Source organism: Aquabacter sp. (assembly GCF_965279295.1).
Taxonomy (GTDB): Bacteria; Pseudomonadota; Alphaproteobacteria; order Rhizobiales; family Xanthobacteraceae; genus Aquabacter.
In genome coordinates this window covers 151,811-169,690 of the sequence record NZ_CBDIHQ010000010.1, presented here as the reverse complement: position 1 = coordinate 169,690, position 17,880 = coordinate 151,811, and the positions used below count along the sequence as shown (strand labels likewise).

At 63.3% G+C, this 17,880-nt stretch carries 16 protein-coding genes; 12 read left to right on the top strand and 4 right to left on the bottom strand.

Going from position 1 to position 17,880, the window contains the following annotated elements; all coding sequences use genetic code 11:
- Positions 1-119 precede the first annotated feature (119 nt).
- Positions 120-1,745, top strand: coding sequence for a sulfatase family protein (locus tag ADADO0_RS04265; protein ID WP_511303848.1), 1,626 nt, complete (start codon positions 120-122; stop codon positions 1,743-1,745).
- 48 nt (positions 1,746-1,793) lie between these two features.
- Here ADADO0_RS04265 and ADADO0_RS04260 read toward each other — a convergent pair whose 3' ends face one another.
- Positions 1,794-2,753, bottom strand: a complete 960-nt coding sequence (locus tag ADADO0_RS04260) for an amidohydrolase family protein (RefSeq protein WP_511303847.1) — start codon at positions 2,751-2,753, stop codon at positions 1,794-1,796.
- A 223-nt stretch (positions 2,754-2,976) separates the two neighbouring features.
- Between ADADO0_RS04260 and ADADO0_RS04255 the strand changes: the two genes are divergently transcribed.
- The 11 genes from ADADO0_RS04255 (at position 2,977) to ADADO0_RS04205 (ending at position 15,174) form a co-directional block, all read left to right on the top strand.
- Positions 2,977-3,924: a sugar nucleotide-binding protein gene (locus ADADO0_RS04255; protein WP_511303846.1), complete on the top strand. Its 948-nt coding sequence runs from the start codon at positions 2,977-2,979 to the stop codon at positions 3,922-3,924.
- Complete coding sequence (locus ADADO0_RS04250; protein ID WP_511303845.1) at positions 3,921-4,787, top strand: sugar phosphate isomerase/epimerase family protein; 867 nt, start codon at positions 3,921-3,923, stop codon at positions 4,785-4,787. Before ADADO0_RS04255 ends, ADADO0_RS04250 begins: the two co-directional genes overlap by 4 nt.
- Positions 4,784-5,791, top strand: a complete 1,008-nt coding sequence (locus ADADO0_RS04245; protein WP_511303844.1) for a hypothetical protein — start codon at positions 4,784-4,786, stop codon at positions 5,789-5,791. The genes ADADO0_RS04250 and ADADO0_RS04245 overlap by 4 nt, the downstream gene beginning before the upstream one ends.
- Positions 5,791-6,612, top strand: a complete 822-nt coding sequence (locus ADADO0_RS04240) for a glycosyltransferase family 2 protein (protein ID WP_511303843.1) — start codon at positions 5,791-5,793, stop codon at positions 6,610-6,612. The genes ADADO0_RS04245 and ADADO0_RS04240 overlap by 1 nt, the downstream gene beginning before the upstream one ends.
- 2 nt (positions 6,613-6,614) lie before the next feature.
- Positions 6,615-7,775, top strand: coding sequence for an NAD(P)/FAD-dependent oxidoreductase (locus ADADO0_RS04235; protein ID WP_511303842.1), 1,161 nt, complete (start codon positions 6,615-6,617; stop codon positions 7,773-7,775).
- Between the two features lie 52 nt (positions 7,776-7,827).
- A complete protein-coding gene (locus tag ADADO0_RS04230) occupies positions 7,828-8,229 on the top strand; it encodes a GtrA family protein (protein WP_511303841.1) in 402 nt (133 codons plus the stop codon).
- A 284-nt stretch (positions 8,230-8,513) separates the two neighbouring features.
- Complete coding sequence (locus ADADO0_RS04225; protein WP_511303840.1) at positions 8,514-9,626, top strand: LLM class flavin-dependent oxidoreductase; 1,113 nt, start codon at positions 8,514-8,516, stop codon at positions 9,624-9,626.
- Between the two features lie 242 nt (positions 9,627-9,868).
- Positions 9,869-10,780, top strand: coding sequence for a LysR family transcriptional regulator (locus ADADO0_RS04220; protein WP_511303839.1), 912 nt, complete (start codon positions 9,869-9,871; stop codon positions 10,778-10,780).
- A 281-nt stretch (positions 10,781-11,061) separates the two neighbouring features.
- On the top strand, positions 11,062-12,225 hold the full coding sequence (locus tag ADADO0_RS04215) for an ABC transporter ATP-binding protein (protein ID WP_511303838.1): 1,164 nt from the start codon (positions 11,062-11,064) through the stop codon (positions 12,223-12,225).
- 58 nt (positions 12,226-12,283) lie between these two features.
- Positions 12,284-13,381: an ABC transporter substrate-binding protein gene (locus ADADO0_RS04210; RefSeq protein WP_511303837.1), complete on the top strand. Its 1,098-nt coding sequence runs from the start codon at positions 12,284-12,286 to the stop codon at positions 13,379-13,381.
- 56 nt (positions 13,382-13,437) lie between these two features.
- Entirely contained in the window at positions 13,438-15,174 is a 1,737-nt protein-coding gene (locus ADADO0_RS04205) for an ABC transporter permease (protein ID WP_511303836.1), read from the top strand.
- A gap of 145 nt (positions 15,175-15,319) precedes the next feature.
- On the opposite strand, the gene ADADO0_RS04200 is transcribed toward ADADO0_RS04205, so the two are convergent.
- The 3 genes from ADADO0_RS04200 to ADADO0_RS04190 all read right to left on the bottom strand — a co-directional run bounded on the left by ADADO0_RS04200 (position 15,320) and on the right by ADADO0_RS04190 (position 17,880).
- On the bottom strand, positions 15,320-15,904 hold the full coding sequence (locus ADADO0_RS04200) for a carboxymuconolactone decarboxylase family protein (protein ID WP_511303835.1): 585 nt from the start codon (positions 15,902-15,904) through the stop codon (positions 15,320-15,322).
- Complete coding sequence (locus ADADO0_RS04195) at positions 15,894-16,661, bottom strand: alpha/beta fold hydrolase (RefSeq protein WP_511303834.1); 768 nt, start codon at positions 16,659-16,661, stop codon at positions 15,894-15,896. Before ADADO0_RS04195 ends, ADADO0_RS04200 begins: the two co-directional genes overlap by 11 nt.
- 67 nt (positions 16,662-16,728) lie before the next feature.
- Positions 16,729-17,880 carry an acetyl-CoA acetyltransferase gene (locus tag ADADO0_RS04190; RefSeq protein WP_511303833.1) on the bottom strand — a complete coding sequence of 384 codons (1,152 nt, stop codon included), beginning with the start codon at positions 17,878-17,880 and terminating at the stop codon, positions 16,729-16,731.

Here is a 17,880-nt window from a genome sequence, read left to right as displayed (position 1 = left end):
TTTCCTCCGGCGCCGCTTTACTTGGCGCAAGCTTGCTGCCGAAGCTGGCCCAGGCTGAGAGTAGCACGCCGCCATCCCCGATAAAGGCACCGGATGCGCCTCCAGGCGGATACAATATTTTGTTCATCTTGGTTGACCAGGAACACTTCTTTGAAAGCTGGCCGTTCCCCGTTCCCGGCCGGGAGTGGATCAAGAAGAACGGCATCACCTTCAACAACCATCAGGGCGCGTCCTGCGTCTGCTCGCCCGCCCGTTCGACCCTCTACACGGGTATGCATATTCCGCACACGGGGATCTTCGACAACGCCAATTCCCTTTGGCAGGCAGACATGTCTACCGATGTAAAGACCATCGGCCACCGGATTGCGCAACTGGGATATCATGCCTCCTACCAGGGTAAATGGCATCTCAGCGTCAATCTGGACCAGGTGAGCGAGGCGATCGATGCTCCGTTTCTGGAATATCGAAAGATCATTCAGAGCTATGGTTTCGACGATTTCTTCGGCGTAGGTGACATCAATGACACCACTCTGGGCGGATACAATTACGACGACACCACTACGGCATTCGTGACCCGCTGGTTCCGGACCAAGGGCCAGGAACTCGCACAGCAGGGGAAGCCCTGGTACCTCGCCGTGAATTTCGTCAATCCCCACGACGTCATGTACATAAACTCGGATCTCCCGGGCCAGACCGTGCAGGGCAAGAACACCGCGATGCCCATCGCGCGCGCGCCCGGGAACGATCTGTACAAGGCGACCTGGGACAACGTGCCCCTGCCGAACACCCGCACCCAGGCCTGGAATGCCCCGGGCCGGCCGAAGGCGCAGCAGATCTACCAGGAGGTCATGGACACGCTTGTCGGCCAATGGCCGGACGAGGATCGCCGCTGGCGCCTGCTCCAGAACTATTATTTCAACTGCATCCGCGATTGCGACCTGCAAGTCTCGCGCGTGCTGGATTCGCTCAAGGCCAACGGCATGGACCAGAACACCATCATCGTGTTCACTGCCGACCATGGCGAATTGGGTGGCCACCACCAGATGCGCGGCAAGGGCAATTGCACCTACCGCCAGCAGAACCATCTGCCCTTGATGATCGTGCACCCGGCCTATCCCGGCGGCACGGAGTGCAACGCCGTGACCTCGCAGGTGGACCTGACGCCCACGCTCCTGGCGCTAAGCGGTGCCAGCCCCGAGACGCTGAAGAAGGTGGGTGAGGGTCTGGCTGGGCGGGATTTCTCACCGCTCATGACCAACCCCACGAAGGCTGCCACCGATACGCTGCGCCCGGCTTCGCTGTTCTGCTACGACATGCTGTCCTACCAGGATGCGAAATGGGCGGTGCATTTCGACGTCTATATGGACAACAAGAAAATTCCCCTCGCCGGCAAGCTGACCGAGCTTCAGAAGAACGACCCGAACTTCAATAACCGCTGCGATATCCGCAGCGCGTTCGATGGGCGCTATCGCTTTAGTCGCTATTTCGCACCGATCGCTTTCAATACGCCGACGACCTTCGAGGAATTGACGAAGAAGAACGATCTCGAGCTTTACGACCTTCAGAATGACCCGGACGAGACTAACAATCTCGCGATGGACACAAAGGCCAACGGCGACCTGATCATGTCCATGAACGCCAAGCTGAACGGCCGCATCGCTCAGGAAGTGGGTGTGGACGACGGCAGCTTCCTGCCGATCCGCAACGGCAAATGGTACTTCCCGCCGGCCAGCCAGCGCGGCTGATCTGTAGGATGGCCGGCTCGGAGCCGGCCATCGCTCCGTTCACGAACCTCAAGCCTTGATGTTCATGACCTTCATGGCGTTGAGACGCGCGACCTTTGCCCGGGTCTCATCGTCGAGGGGGGCATCGTCGAGGAATTTTCCCGCCACGGCGGAATCCTCATAGGGGTAATCGACCGAGAACAGCACCTGGTCGTGTCCGAGGGCCGACAGCGCGGCGATCAGGGGCACGTTGTCGAACTGGCCGGACGTGGTCACGAACATATTCCGCTTCAGATAGAAGGACGGCGCCTCCTTCAGCGGCCGCTTTCCCTCGATCAGCGCGGCGCGACTGTCGAAGCGCCACAGGTGGTAGGGCATGGTCTCGCCCATGTGCCCCAGGATGATCTTCAGCTTGGGAAATCGGTCGAACACGCCGGAAAACAGCAGGCGCAGGAAGTGGGAAGAGGTCTCGAAATTCCACTCCCATGTGGGTTTCAGCAGTTCCGGACATCCTTCCAGGACATAGGGCAGGACGAACGAATCCGTTGGATGGATATAAAGCGGCGCATCCAGCGCCTGGAGCCGCTCCCAGAAGGGGTCGTACTTGATATCGTCGAGATAGACGCCGTTGGTGTGGCCGTTCACCAGTGCACCGACAAAGCCAAGCTGGCTCACGCACCGCTCCAGTTCGGCGATGGCCGCCGGCACATCCTGCATCGGCAGGTGGGCGAAGCCGCGATACCGTGCCGGCTGCTTCTGGATTTCTCCCGCGAGGTCGTCGTTCGCCTCGCACGCGAGCTTTACCGCAAGGGCGGCATCCGGTTCGGCCTGGACGCCGGGACCTGAAATGGACAGCACGGCTATGTCCACACCGGCAGCATCCATTGCCGCAAGCCGCTGTTCACCGACATCATACATCGCCGCGGTCAGCTTATCCGCGCCTTCCGCTGATACGGCCGGCATCGCCGCGCGCATGTAGGTTTCCAGGCCGCGCGTTATAATGTGTTCTTCAAGCGCAATCTTGTGCATGGAGCCTCTCGAGATGCGGCCCGCGTGATGGAGGAGGCTCAGACCGCGTGAGAGGCCGGATGTTTCCGGCCGGCAATCAACCTACGCGGCAGGCACTCATAAGAGAAGAACTCTGCCGCATCCCGATAGGGCCGGCGAACCGTCCTGGGGGTGGGACCGACAAGCGTCTTCCGGCCATGCGTAAAGTCGCCTATGAACCTAGAGAGGCTGGGGGATCAATGGGATGCGGGCACTCGTCGGCCACAGCGGTTTTGTCGGCACGAATCTGAAACAGGCGACCACCTTCGACGCCCTGTTCAATTCGCGCACCATAGAGGGCATCCGCGGGCGCTCGTTCGACCTTGTGGTGTGTGCGGCAGCCCCTGCCACCATGTGGGCCGCAAACAATGATCCCGAAGGCGACCTGAAAATCATCGAGGGTCTGGTGGAAAATCTCGCCCAGGCCGAGATCGGCCGGCTGGTCCTCATCTCCACCATCGCGGTGCTGGACGACGCCGCGGCCGGCTATGACGAGACCAATGCCCGGTACGAGACCGTAAAGGCCTATGGCCGCAACCGGCGGCTGCTGGAAACAGCGGTACAGGCGCGGTTCGACAACGCTCATGTGATGCGCCTGCCGGCGCTGTTTGGCGAAGGCATCAAGAAGAATTTCGTTTTCGACCTCATCAACCCTGTCCCCTCCTTCCTCAAGCCGGACAAGCTGACGGCGCTTCTGCCCGCTATGCCGGGGCAGGCGGCCAGGTTGGCGGGCGAGTTCTTCGTCATGGACGCGGGGCTGGGCATGATGCGCTTCGAGCGTGAAGCGGCCCGTGCGGCGGGGGCAGGGGCAGTGCTGGAGGAGGCCTTCTCGGCAGCCGGCTTCATCGCCAGCGGCTTCACCAATAGCGAAAGCCAGTTTCAATATTATGGGCTGGACCGGCTGTGGGGCGACATCAAGCGTTGCATCGCCGCCGACCTCCCTGTTCTCAACGTGGCGTCCGCGCCCTTGCGCGCCGCCGACGTGCATATGGCACTGACCGGTAAGGCCTTCGTGAACGCCGGCCCGCCGCTCTATACCGAGGACATGCACTCGCTCCACGCGGCCGAATGGGGCCGGCCCGCGCCCTACCTTTATTCGGCTGAGGAGACGCTGGCATCTCTCAAGCTGTTCTACGACCGGGCGGTGGCATGATGCGGCTGGCCGTCTCCAACATCGCCTGGCCGGCGCAGCATACCGACCGCGCCTATGCCATATTGGCTGAAGCCGGGGTGCCCGGCCTCGAAGTCGCGCCGGGTCTTTTGTTCGCGGGCGAGCCGGACCCCATGGACCCGACACCCGCCGCGCTGGATGCGGCGCTCGACAAGACGACGCGGGCGGGGCTGACGCTGTGTTCCATGCAGTCGCTTCTTTTCGGTGTCGAGGGGGCGGCCCTGTTCGGCACGGAACACGAGCGCGCGGTCATTGCGGCGGCGCTCACGCGCGCCATCGTGCTGGCGGGCCGTCTCGGCATCCCCAACCTCGTGGTGGGCTCGCCGCGCAACCGCGTGGTCCCGCCCGGCATGGACCGCGATGCCGCCTTTGCGGATGCGGCGGAGACGTTCCGGCGTCTGGGGGAAACAGCCGCACAGCACGGCTGCGTGCTCGCCATGGAGCCCAACCCCGCCATCTACGGCACGAACTTTCTCAACACCCTGGCCGAGACCGACGCCTTCGTGAGACTGGTGGACCATCCCGCCGTCACGGTAAATTTCGACGTGGGCGCGCTGCATGTGAACGCGGAGTTTGACGATCTGCGCATGCTGCTGGATCTCTCCTTGCCGCGCGTGTCCCACGTCCACCTCAGCGAGCCGGCCCTCGCCGCCTTTCCGCGTGATGGGGAGAGTGCCGAAACGCTGTTCCGCACCTTGGATGCTGCGGGCTGGAACGGCTGGGTCTCCATCGAGATGCGGGCAGACCCGCAAGACCCGCTCGCGGTTCTCGCCAGCTCGATCGCCGGGACGAAAGCGGCGATGAATGCGGTGATCGGCAAAGAGGTCGGGGAGACAGGGAAATGACGTCGCATCTGCCCGTGCCGAGCCGCCCGCTGCGCGGCGATTTTCTTGTCTCCGTGGCGGTGGTCGGTCTTGCCTGGACCGAGGAGCAGATCGCATCCCTGCGCGCGCTGGCGCGGGAATTGGGGGAACGCTACCAGTTCTGGGAATTGGTGGTGGTGGCGCCCATCACCGAAGTGGTGGCGCCCGCTTTGCTCAAGGACCTTATGGGCATCGCCAATATCCGCGTGCTGCGGGTGGATGAGGTGGATAATTTTTACCGTCTGCGCCTTGCCGCTGCTTCCGAAGCCATCGGCGACGTGGTGCTGCTCACCTCCGGCGACGAACTGCCCCTGATGGATCTGCCGGCGCTGGCCGACAAGGTCTATGAAACCAACGAGGTCGTGGTCATGGCGCGCGAGCGGCAGGGCCTGCTCGTGGAAACGTTCCTGGGCGCACTCGGCTATCTCATCGGCTACCGAATCGACCCGCGCGACACGCTCACCGCCGGCTTCCCGCGCACCTGGCTCAGTCTGGTGCTGGCGAGGCCGGACGCCGACCTGCTGCTGCGGTTCGAGCGGCGCACCGGAGCCAACCAATTCCACCGCGAGCCGATGCCGGACCGCGCCCGCGTGCCGCGCGCTTTGCGTTCGATGGCGCGCCGCTTCCGCCTGCTGGCGGATCTGCTGGCGAGCGCCGCGCCGCGCGTGCTGCGTTCGGTCGCCGCGCTTTCGTTCGCGGTGGCGATCTTCGCTGCGGTCTACGGCGTCTATGCCATCGCGGTGTGGGTGCTGAAGGAGAATGTGGCCCCAGGCTGGCTCACCACCTCCATGCTTCAGGTGGTTATCGTCGGCTTCCTCGGCATCACGGTCTCGGCGATTTCCATCGGCATCGTGAAGTTGCTGGATCGGATCGAGGGAATCTTGCGCTATACCATCGTCGATGAGCTGAACAACGTAGACTTCTTCAGCGATGTCAAAGGCTTGAACGTCGAAACACACCGGGACGGCGCAGGGAAGGGGAACTGATGAGCGTTGCGATGGACCAGGAGATTGGCCGGCGCGGCTGGTCGGTCCCGACCTTCACGACCAATGTGCTCGGCCCCGTGCAGCGCCCCTATTGCCTGATCGTACCCGTCATCAACGAGGGCGAGCGCATCCGCAAGCAGCTGATCGAGACCCATGCCCTCGGCATGAGCGAAGCGCTTGACGTCATCATCGTCGATGGCGGGTCCACCGATGGCTCGCTGGAGGAAGGCTTCCTGCGCTCGGTGGAGGTGCGTGCGCTCCTCACCAAGACCGGGCCGGGCAAGCTCTCGGCGCAATTGCGCTGCGCTTATGCTTTCGCGCTGCTGGAAGGCTATTCCGGCATCATCACCATCGACGGCAACGGCAAGGATTCGATCGAGAGTCTGCCGAAATTCATCGCCGCTTTGGACGAGGGGATCGACTACGCCCAGGCCTCGCGTTTCATCAAGGGCGGGGAGGGGATCAATACGCCGCTGTCGCGCCTTGTCGCCATCCGCCTGCTGCACGCGCCCGCTTTGAGCCTCGCCGGCCGGCGCTGGTTCACCGACACCACGCAGGGATACCGGGCCTATTCGGCGCGCTATCTCCTGGATGAGCGCGTGCAGCCGTTCCGCGACATCTTCGTGCGCTACGAACTGCTCGCCTACCTCACCGCGCGCGCCGGCCAGCTCGGCTACCGCACCAAGGAGGTGCCGACCCGGCGGGCCTATCCCGCGGACGAGGCGATCCCCACCAAGATCGGCGGCGCACACGCGCACATGGATCTCATCAACGTGCTCTGGAAGACAATCCGGGGCGATTACAATCCACCGGGGCGCTAGAAATGGCGCGGCCTGACTATGATTTCGCGGTGATCGGTGGCGGCTTCTACGGCTGCTGCCTTGCGCTGCTGCTGCGGAGTATCAGCGACCGCGTGGTGGTGATCGAGGCGGGCGGCGGGCTGCTGGAACGCGCCTCGCGGGTCAATCAGGCGCGGGTCCACACCGGTTTCCACTATCCTCGCAGCTTCCTGACCGCTTTGCGTTCGATGGTGCTGCACCGGCGCTTCGCACTCGATTTTCCCAGCGCCGTGGTGGATGATTTCGAGATGCTCTACGCCATCGCGCGGCGCCGCTCGAAGGTGTCGGCCGGGCGTTTCCTGCGCATGTACGAGAATCTCGGCGCGCCCATCGTGCCCGCCGGCCGCGCCGAAGCCGCACTGTTTGCACCCGAACTGGTGGAAGCGGTGTTCAACGCCCGTGAATGGGCGTTCGACTATCGCGCCCTGCGCACGCAGCTTCTTGAGCAGATCGACCGCAACGCGCTGGAGATCCGCTTCGACACCTTCGTTGAGCGGCTGGAGCCGCGCGCGGACGAGGTAGGGGTCGAACTCTCGGGCGGCATGAGCTTCACCGCAGGCACGGTCTTCAACGTCACCTATGCCATGCTCAATTCTGTGCTCGCGGCGAGCGGGCTTTCGACGCTGAGCCTGAAGCAGGAGTTTGTGGAAATCGCCCTGGTGGAGCCGCCGCCGGAGCTGAGGGGCTTTGGCGCCACCGTCATGGACGGACCGTTTTTCTCGGTCATGCCCTATCCGTCCGAAAGCCTCTATTCGCTGACTCATGTGCGGTACACCCCGCATTTCTCTTGGCTCGATGCGAATGTGGATCGCTCGCCCTACCAGATGGCGCGGGAGCTGCCGCGCACCTCGCGCTGGCGCCACATGATGATGGATGCCCGCCGCTACATGCCTTGCTTGAGCGGGACCGAATGGCGCAAATCGCTGTTCGATGTGAAGACTGTTCTTCTGAAGAACGAGCGCAATGACGGGCGGCCGATCCTGTTCCACCGCGACCGGAACGCGCCCAACGTCATCTCCGTGCTGGGCGGCAAGATCGACAATATCTATGATCTGTTCGACGTGCTGCCGCTGGAGGATGAACGCTGGCGCGGCATCGACCTGTCCCGCCTGTTGCCCGGCGCAAGCACCGCGCTGATCGCGTGAGGGACGCTATGGGAGGGCGCCACTCAGCCTCTTTTCAACGGGAGCATGGCGCATGAGGCTTCCACGCGAACTGCGCTACCTCGCCGTCGTTGTGGCCGGATACGCGGTGGATTTCGGCGTCTCCTTCGCGACGTTCAAGCTGTTCAACATTTCGCTGGTGGTTGCGGCGTGCGTCGGCTTTTCGCTGGCGGTGGTGTTCAACTATCTCGCCCACGAATTCTGGACCTTTGCCGGCGAGCGGCGCACCGGATACGGCGCACGCTTCGCCAAATTCGTCGGGGTGGCCCTGTTCACCCTCGTGGTGCGCGCTGGCGTGATATGGCTGTTCACCGCCTGGGCGACCACGGACATGACCCGCGCCGGCCTGCTGGTGGGCGCCGCCGGCTTCTCCCTCGCGGTGAATTATGTCCTCACCCGCTTTGCGGTGTTCGGCGCAGCCGAGAGGACGAAATAGCCCGCCGCTTACGGTCGCGTCTGCGCGCGCGCCTCGGTCCTTCCCTTTATTGCCCGCTCTGAGATTTCACGCCGCTGCTGTGACGCAGGCGGCGTTTTTGCGCGTGGACTCTTTCGTTCGCGTACGACGCGAAGGCATCGTTTTGGGAAGTAGTCATTTTTCCAATTGTGTGTTTCGGCGCGTTTTGCGCTGACATAGCCTGCAGGCCTCATAGCTAGAGGGACGCGCGTGATTTGGTTTTCGCGTAGGTCCCCGCCGCGCATAACAAATACAACGAGGCTTCCATGCGCCTGGGTTATTTCACAATGCCGATGCACCCGATCGAACGCGATTGGGCGGTGACGCTGCAGGAAGATCGTCAAGCCATCATCCTTGCCGATAAGCTTGGTTTCTACGACGCGTTCGTCGGCGAACATCTCACCGACAAGCTGGAGAACGTCACCAGCAGCATGATCTTTCTCGCGAGCCTGATCTCCGATACCAAGAACATCAAGCTTGCGACCGGCACGTCCAATCTCTCGCAGATGCATCCGACGCTCATTGCCTCGCATGCCGCGATGCTGGATCATTTGGCGCTTGGCCGCTTCATTTTTGGCATCAGCGCAGGCGCGCTGCCCACCGACGCCGAGGCGCTCCAGACGCTGGATTTCGACCGCCAGAAGATGTTCGAGGACGCGATCGACGTCATCCTCGAAATCTGGCGCCGCGATCCCCCCTATGACATCGACCTTCCCGGCAATCGCTACAAGGTGTCCACGGGCAAGACCGGCAAGCTGGATCTTGGCGTTGGCTATCTCGCCAAGCCCTACCAGAAGCCGCGCCCGGAAATCGTCGGCACGGTGGTGGCGCCGTTCTCCAAGGGCGTGATCGCCATGGGCCAGCGCGATTTCCATCCGCTCTCGGCGAACTTCCTGCTGAGCAAGTGGGTTAAGACCCATTGGGCCGGCTACGTCCAGGGCAAGAAGGACGCCGGCATGGAGGCTTCGCCCTCCGAGTGGCGCGTGGCCCGCACCGTGTTCGTCTGCGACGACGACAAGGTTGCCGAGAGCTATGGCTGGACCGACTCCAACAGCCCGTACCGCGCCTATTACGACCAGATGCTGAAGAAGCTGGTGCGCGCCGGTCGCCAGGGCGTCTTCAAGGAAGAGCGGGAACAGGCGGACGAGACCATCACGCTCGACTATGTGCTGGATCGTTTGGTAATCCGCGGCACCGTGAACAGCGTCGTGGATCAGGTCCTGGCCATGCGCGAGGAAATCGGCGATTTCGGCGAGATCGTCTATGCCGGCATGGATTGGGTGGACCCGGCGCTTGCCAAGCGGTCCATGGAACTGATGGCCAACGAAGTGATGCCGCGCGTGAATGCGGCGACGCAGGAGCTGGCACTCGCCGGCTGACACACTCAGGTTTCGGTGTCCGCCGGCACGGCCGGCGGATTTGCTCGGTGCGCTATCGGCCGCTCCCGGAAATCGGGATGCGGCCGATAGCTTTTGGTGCCGGCATTCACACCGAAATATATGCGCCGCAACATGAACCCCGCATTGCGGGCAGTGCATCGGAGGCTTGCGGGCCGGGTGGCAAGGGGATTTGATCTCCCCGCGCGGTCCGATGCGGGGCGCGGCAGCCCGGAGTAAACACCTTGGATAAATTCCAGGCTTTCGTCATCTTCAATACGGTCGTTGACCATGGCGGCTTCTCGATCGCCGCGAAGAAGCTGGGCATGTCCGCTTCGGCGGTGACCAAGAATATAGGACGTCTTGAAGATGATCTCGGCGTCATGCTGTTCAACCGGACCACGCGCCAGATTGCCCTGACGGACTATGGCCGGGCCTTCCACAAGCACTGCGTCGAGATATTGACCGCGCTGGATGAAGCCGAGAGCAGCATCCGCCAACTCGGCACGGCTCCCAGCGGCAGGGTGCGGCTTGTGATGCCCTATTCCTTCGGACGTGTGACCTTCACGCCGGAACTGCCGCGTTTCGTCGAACGCTATCCAAGCATTTCGCTGGATATACACTTCAGCGACGAACCGGTCGACATGATAAAGGAGGGGTTTGATCTCGCCGTTCTTTCGCGGGAACTCGATGATTCACGGCTTGTCCGCCGTATTCTTCATGTCGGGCCGGTCATTGCCGTGGCTTCACCCACCTATATCGCGCGTTATGGTACACCCTCCGTGCCGCAAGACCTTGTCACACATCAATGTATCATCGGACCCTACGGGTCGGAGTGGACGTTCCGGCATCAGGATCAGCCGATTTCGGTGCGCATTGCCGGAAGTATTGCATTGCACAACGGTGATGCGGTGCGGGAAGCTGCGGTGGCAGGGCTGGGTATCGCGCAATCCACCTGGTGGTTATTCCGAAAAGAGCTTCAGCAAGGCACGCTGATACCTGTGCTTTCAGACTACGATCGAGAGGGCGTTCCCATCTCGGTTCTTTATCCCGCCAAGCGTCACATCTCCAGAAAGACGGCGGCAGTGCTCGATTTTCTTAAAGAGATTACTTCAATTTCCTTTCCCTATGGCACGTCGCGCTCCGCAGGCGCGTGAGGAATTCGGGCCGGATTTGCAGTTTGCGGAAAAAGTGAATTATCCGGAATGGACCCCTCCAGGCCGTCGCGAGGGTGTTCGGCGTTGGCAAATTTGGATAGATTTCGTTCGGTCGAATGAGCTGCTGAAGCTGAAGTTCAAAAGATAACGACCGGATTTGGGCGAGGAAATAATGGTGGACGAGCCTGAGGTTGTGTACGTCGTGTCCTGCGCGGGGCTCGCCCTTGCTGAATGCCGTCGGGCCTGACGTTATGGCATCCCCCACACATAATCTTCGCAGCGTGTCATCTGCACCCGGCCAGGCCGATGTTCCGGTGCAGTCTCGCACGGTCGATCTCAAGGTCAGCGGTCTCGGCAAGAAGTATGGCGAGTTCATCGCCATCGCCGATGTGTCGTTCTCTGTCGGGCATTCGCGCTCGCTTGCCCTGCTCGGCCCCAGCGGCTGCGGCAAGAGCACCATTCTGCGCTGCATCGCGGGCCTTGAAACGCCGGAGACCGGCCGCATCCAGATCGGCGACACGGTGGTGTTCGACGCGGCGGCGAAGATCAACCTTCAGCCTGAGTTGCGCGGGCTTGGCATCGTGTTCCAGTCCTATGCGGTGTGGCCGCACATGACCGTGGCCGAGAATGTCGGCTTTCCCCTCATGGTGCGGGGCCTGCCGCGCCATAAGATCGACCAGCGCGTCGGCGAAATACTAGACATCGTCGGCTTGGCCGACTGGCGCCATCGCTCGGCCACCGCCCTGAGCGGCGGCCAGCAGCAGCGCGTCGCGCTGGCCCGCGCCATCGTTCACGAGCCGGAGCTGGTGCTGTTCGACGAGCCGATGTCGAACCTCGACGCGCAGCGCCGCGAGGACATGCGCCTGGAGCTGAAGCTGCTCCAGGAAAAGGTCAAGTTCACCAGCATCTATGTCACGCATGACCAGTCCGAGGCGTTCTCGCTCGCGGACGAAATCATGATCATGGATCGGGGCGTGGTGCAGGTGTCGGGTGGTCCGGAAGACATCTTCCGCCGCCCCGCCACCCCGTTCGTCGCGCGCTTCTTCGGCTTCAATGTGCTGTCCGGCAAGGCGGTCGCCGTGATCCCGGTGCGTCCCGGCGTCAGCAACATCCAGGTGAACCTGCCGGGCGACATCCGCATATGGGGCGTCCACGAGGGCGAGCGGGCGCTCGGCATTGGCGACGACGTGGTGCTCTGCGTGCGCCGGGAGCATGTGCGCATCGACGAGCCGGCGGGCATCGAGGGCATGCAGAGCGTGCCGGGCCTTGTGAAGGCGCGGGCCTTCCTGGGTATGCAGCAGGAAACGCTGCTGCGGATGGGCGACATGGATCTCCGGGCGATTCACGCACCCACCGCGTCGCGCAGCGCCAACGTGACGGTGTCGTTCCTTGCCGCCGACTGCGCGGTCCTGCCGGATGACGGCCGCATAGGCCTGAGCAGCTAGGCCGCGCCGGCGCGCATTCAGTCAGTTGTAATCAAACATAAAAATGGGGAGTGAAATTATGAACCGTATCGCCACCGGCTTGAGCGTTCTCGCGCTCATGCTCACGCCGCTCATGTCTGGCGTTGCCGCCGCGCAGGACGCGCCTGTGTTCAAGACTGCCTCGGCGGAAGAGAAGGCGCGTCTCACGCCGCTCATCGCCCAGGCCGCCAAGGAAGGCCGTCTCGCCTATTGGGACACGGTCATGCAGCCGGAGACCAAGAACGCGCTGACCAAGGCCTTCGTCGCGCATTACGGCCTCCCGTCCTCCTTTGCCGTGGATTTCAGTGAAATCGCGCCGAGCAACATGATCACCCGCCTTGAGCAGGAGTTCAAATCCGGCCGCGCGACGGTGGATATCGCGGCCGTCGCCTCGCCCATCTGGGTGAGCGAGCAGGTGAAGGCCGGGAACATCATGAAGTATGAGTCCCCCGCCTACGCGCACTTCAAGACCGCGCTGGACGACGGCTTCGGCAAGAAGGACTACTTCCTCTTCAATGGCGCCTACACGTTCGTTCCCGTCTGGAATGGCGAGACCAACAAGTTCAGCGGCACCTCCTGGAACGACGTGCTGGCTGCGCTTCAGACCGGCCGCTTCAGCGTCGGCAACGGCGCGGCTTCCGACGCGACCATCATGACTTATATCGGCCTGCGTCAGGTGCTGGGTAAGCCCTATATGGAGCAGCTCGCGGCCAAGAAGCCGGCGTTCATTCCCAAGTCCGAAACCATCGCCTCGCGCGTGGTGACGGGTGAGGACACCATGGCCTTCATGGGCATGCCGACCCGCGTCTACCAGTTCAACCAGAAGGGCGCCTCGCTGAAGTTCCTGCTGCCGAAGGAGGGCATTGTCGTCCTGCCGCAGAACATCTTCATCATGAACGGCGCACCACACCCCGCCGCTGCGAAGCTGATGTTCGACTTCATCCTCTCCGACGAGGGGCAGAACATCATCGTCAGCCGCGAAGCGATGATCTCGGGCCGCGACGGCTTCAAGAGCCCGCTGCCGGAATTCGCCCCGGCGATCGACACCCTGAATGCCATCAAGATCAACTGGAACGACATGACCACCGAAGACATGCAGGCCGCCCGCAAGGAATGGATGACGCTGTTCAATCAGTGATCGGCGCCCGCCTTCAAAGTTAAGAAACAGGACCCTGCGCGGGTGAGGAGACGTGTATGTCTGTGGTCGCAAATGGTGACGACGGCCTCTTGAAGGAGGCGCTGCGCACGACCCCGCGCGGGGTCAGGATGCGGCGCCTTCTGGAGTGGGCAATCCCAGCGGGGGCCGTCGGGCTTGGCGTGGTCCTGGTCGCGGGGCCGATCGTCAGCACCTTCATGCGCAGCGCCACGGTCTCCGCGGGGCAGAAAGAGTGGTTCGGGCTCGCCAACTTCCTCGATCTCCTCACCAGCGCACGCGTCGCGCAAGCGCTCCTCAACACGCTGGCGACCGGCATCTGTGTGACGCTGTTCGCGGGTATCCTCGGCTGCGTGCTGGCCTTCCTGGTGGCACGCACCGACATGCCGGGACGGCGCACCTGGGCGCTGCTCAACCTGCTGCCGTTCTTCGCGTCTCCTTATGTTGGCGCGATGGCGTGGCAGTATCTTGCCGCCTCCCATAGCGGCATCATGCAGAATCTGGCCCGGCGACACCTGGGCCTCGACCTCTCCTTCATCAACATCAACAGCATTGCCGGCGTGATCTGGGTGCTGACGCTGTTCTATACGCCCTACATCTATCTCTTCGTCATCGGCCCGATGCGCGGCATGGACGGCGCGCTGGAGGATGCGGCGCGGGTGCATGGTGCCCGCTTCTGGCTGACGGCGCGCAAGATAACCCTGCCGCTGCTGATGCCGGCGCTGCTGTCCGGCAGTATGATTGTGTTCGTCACCAGCGCCGGGCTGTTCGACGTACCGCTGGTCCTCACCACGCCCAAGGCGATTCCCACCATTCCAAACCAGATTTTCGAGGCGGTGAATTATCCCTCGGATCTCGGGCGGGCGGCTGCGCTGGGCGTGTTCATGATCCTCGTGACCATGATGTTCTCGGTGCTCCAGAGCCGCTACACCGCGAAGCGCCGCTTCGATACGGTGACGGGCAAGGGGTATCGACCGCGCCTGGTGGTGCTCGGCCCCAAAGCCAAGGCGGCCGCCCTGTTCATTCAGGGAGCCTATGTGTTCTTGGGCGCCATCCTGCCTCTCGTCGTCGTGATGCTCGCGGCGCTGTCCAAGCTGTGGACCGGTACGTTCGATCCCTCGCGCGCCAGCCTCTCGAACTTCGAGCATGTGCTTTTCCATTACGAGCTGACGCGCGGCGCCATCGTCAACAGCCTGTTCCTGTCGTTCGCAGGCGCCTCGCTGGGCGTCGGCCTCGGCCTGCTGCAGGCCTACTACTTGAAGACCCACACCACGCCGTTCAGCCGCTTCATGACGGCGGTTCTGGCGTTGCCCATCGGCATGCCCGGCATCATCTTTGGCCTCGGCTTCCTGATCATGCTGATCGGCACGCCGCTCTACGCCACGCTGTGGATCCTGCTTATCGCCTATGTCGCGCATTATTTCCCGCTCGCGCTGCGGTCCATGAGCGCCATGTTCCTGTCGCTCGGCCCGGAGCTGGAGCACAGTGCCCGCGCCTCGGGCGCGAACTGGTTCCAGACCATGCGCTATGTGGTGCTGCCGCTGATGCGGCCGGCCATGACGGCGAGCTGGCTGATGCTGTTCATCATCCTGGTGCGCGAACTCGGCTCCACCATCCTGCTGTACGGGCAGGGCACCGAGACCATCAGCGTGGTGATGGTGATATTGAGCGAGCAGAACTTCCTCTATGTGGCGGCGCTCGCCATGGTGCAGGTGGTGTTCCTGCTCGCCGGCTTCATCGCCCTGAGCTGGAGCGGGAGTTCACTGCTGGACCATTAGCCGACAAGCCCCACGACTTCGCCGGGAATGCGCCGCCTCTCCGGGCGGCGTATTTTTTGTGCGTAGCCCGATGCGACGGGGCACAAAAAACCGCCCCGGCGGGTCGGCCGGGGCGGTTATGTCTGTGGCGATTGTCGCCGGATGTTCAGGACAGAGCAGGGAGGGTCGCGGCGCCGTCGGGCAGGGGGGTGCGGCTGACGTTCAGGATCATGGCGAGCATGGTGTAGTAGCCGATGATCCCCAGGGCATCGATCACGCCCTTCTCGCCGAACGCCTGCGTCATCTGCTGATAGACCGCGTCATCCGCCTGATGGGTCTCCTGCACCGTGGTGCAGAAATCGTAGGCGACGCGTTCGTCGTCCGCGAGCTTGGCGGGGACACGCCCAAAGGAAATGTCCTCCACCGCGCTCGGATCGAGCCCGCGTTCCAGCGCGATCGGCGCATGGACGTGGAATTCGAAATCCTGCGACCACTGCCGTGCCGTCACGAGAATGATCATCTCGCTGACGCGCGGCGGCAGGGCGGAATCAAAGCGCAGATATTCCCCGAGCTTCTGCGCACGGCGCATGAATTCGGGGCTGCGCAGCATCGGCACAAAGGGGCCGCGTACCCGTCCGCGCGGTCCCGAGACCAGTTCGGCCATAGCCTCGCGCTGTGCGGGCGAGAGGTCCTCGTCCGCGATCAGGGGCATGCGGGGCGGCAGGGTGCCGCCCGTCTCGTCATGCGCCATGGATAAAGCCGTTCATCATGTCGGCGAGGGCCTCGGCGTCGTCCAGCATGGGGAAATGCCCGCAGTCCTTCATCTCGGTGCCCGAGGCGCCGGCAACCTTGCCCATGAAGGTGGCGAGGCCGCGCGGGTGGGGGGTCTTGTCGCCGTAGACGATCATGGTGGACGTGGTGACCTTGGACATCATGCCGTGCACGTCATATTCGCGCAGCGACCACATCACGTCCATCATGGCCCAGGTGCCGGCCTTGAGCCGATCCATGTTCCAACGCTCCAGAACACCGTCTTTCAACTGTCGCAGGCGCGGCTTGACCTGTGCCTCGGTCTGCACGGGAACGGTGTACCCCCGCTCGGTGGCAAGCCAGCGCTCGTCCCACTCTTCCTTTGTGCGCACCGGCGACTCGCAGATGAACAGCTTCTCGATGCGCGCGGCATGGCGCACACCGAGGTCGAGCGCGATGGTGCCGCCGATGGAGGAGCCGAAGACGCTGGCGGTGGCGATGCCCAGCGCGTCCATGAATTCAACCACCGCGTCGGCATAGTCACCGACGGTGTAGTGGCGCTTGATCGGCTCGGAATCCCCGTGGCCCGGCTGATCCCAGGCGATGACCCGGTTGTTCTTGGCGAGGAACTCGATGGTCTCGTCATACTCGTAGCCGGAATTACCGTTCGAGTGCAGCAGGATTATCGTCTTGCCCGCGCCCGCTTCCAGATAATGGATGCGCCCGTGGGTCTTGGTCTGAACGAAGCCGTCCTTCATACGCGTTCTCCCTATTGCAGCGGCTCTGGTTTCAGGTTCCAGGCCGCAAGGCTTTGATGCGGGACGCCTAGGCGGTCCCTACGCTTCCGAAAATCGCCGTCGCCTGGCCCGAAAGGACGCCGCCGTTGCCGTGGGCGAGGGCGATGTTGGCGCCCTTCGCCTGCCGGTCTCCGGCGGTGCCGCGGAGCTGGACCACGGCCTCGATCATGGCGAACACGCCATACATGCCGGGATGGCAGCAGGAGAGGCCGCCGCCATTGGTGTTGACCTTCAGCGCGCCACCGGGCGCGATGGCGCCGCCCTCGACGAAGCGTCCGCCTTCGCCCTTCGGGCAGAAGCCGAGGTCTTCCAGGAACAGGATCGTGTTGATGGTGAAGGCGTCATAGAGCTGGATCACATCCACCTCGGCCGAGCCGATGCCGGCCATCGCGTAGGCGCGCTGGCCCGATTCGACCGCCGACGTCACGGTCAGGTCCGGCATGGAACTGATGAAGCGGTGGCTCGCGGCGACGCCGACACCCAGCACATGAACCGGCGGTTGCGGTCGGTCGGTCGCCTGCTCGCGCCGTTGCAGGATCAGTGCCCCGCCGCCATCAGTGACGAGGCAGCAGTCGAGTTGCGTCAGGGGATCGGAGAGCATGCGCGCGCTGAGCACGTCGGCAATGCTTAGCGGGCCGCGGGAGAAGGCCGCCGGATTGAGCCGCGCCCAGGCGCGGGCCGCCACCGCCACTTCCGCCAGATGCTCCCGCGTGGTGCCGAACTGGTGCATGTGCCGCTGGGCGGCAAGCGCATATTGCGAGACCGGCGTGCGGGGGTGGTAGGGCGCCTCCCAGATTGCCGGCTCGGAAATGTTCAGAAGCTTGCCGCCAGCGGACCTTTGGTTCGAGCCGTAGCAGATGCAGACGGTGTCGCAGAGGCCGGCATCCAACGCCTGAACGGCCGAGAGCAGATGCTCCATGAAGGAGGCGCCGCCGATATTGGTGCCGCCGATCACCTTGGGGCGCAGGCCGAGATATTCCGTCGCCGTCAGTGCCGGCATGAGATGCCCGAGGCTGGCGAAGAACAGCCCATCTATGTCGCGCACCGATAGCCCGGCGTCCGCCGCTGCCGCCGCGACCGCCAGCCCCATCTGGTCCATGGCGGAAAAGCCGGGATTGTCCCATGTCGCTGTGGTGCCGACGCCGACGACCGACGCCTTCGCTCTCAGAGGATGCGCCAT

Coding starts and splice junctions, on each gene's coding strand:
- ADADO0_RS04260 (WP_511303847.1), bottom strand. CDS start 2,753: ATGCACAAGATTGCGCTTGAAGAACACATTATAACGCGCGGCCTGGAA.
- ADADO0_RS04255 (WP_511303846.1), top strand. CDS start 2,977: ATGCGGGCACTCGTCGGCCACAGCGGTTTTGTCGGCACGAATCTGAAA.
- ADADO0_RS04250 (WP_511303845.1), top strand. CDS start 3,921: ATGATGCGGCTGGCCGTCTCCAACATCGCCTGGCCGGCGCAGCATACC.
- ADADO0_RS04245 (WP_511303844.1), top strand. CDS start 4,784: ATGACGTCGCATCTGCCCGTGCCGAGCCGCCCGCTGCGCGGCGATTTT.
- ADADO0_RS04240 (WP_511303843.1), top strand. CDS start 5,791: ATGAGCGTTGCGATGGACCAGGAGATTGGCCGGCGCGGCTGGTCGGTC.
- ADADO0_RS04235 (WP_511303842.1), top strand. CDS start 6,615: ATGGCGCGGCCTGACTATGATTTCGCGGTGATCGGTGGCGGCTTCTAC.
- ADADO0_RS04230 (WP_511303841.1), top strand. CDS start 7,828: ATGAGGCTTCCACGCGAACTGCGCTACCTCGCCGTCGTTGTGGCCGGA.
- ADADO0_RS04225 (WP_511303840.1), top strand. CDS start 8,514: ATGCGCCTGGGTTATTTCACAATGCCGATGCACCCGATCGAACGCGAT.
- ADADO0_RS04210 (WP_511303837.1), top strand. CDS start 12,284: ATGAACCGTATCGCCACCGGCTTGAGCGTTCTCGCGCTCATGCTCACG.
- ADADO0_RS04205 (WP_511303836.1), top strand. CDS start 13,438: ATGTCTGTGGTCGCAAATGGTGACGACGGCCTCTTGAAGGAGGCGCTG.
- ADADO0_RS04200 (WP_511303835.1), bottom strand. CDS start 15,904: ATGGCGCATGACGAGACGGGCGGCACCCTGCCGCCCCGCATGCCCCTG.
- ADADO0_RS04195 (WP_511303834.1), bottom strand. CDS start 16,661: ATGAAGGACGGCTTCGTTCAGACCAAGACCCACGGGCGCATCCATTAT.
- ADADO0_RS04190 (WP_511303833.1), bottom strand. CDS start 17,880: ATGGCGCATCCTCTGAGAGCGAAGGCGTCGGTCGTCGGCGTCGGCACC.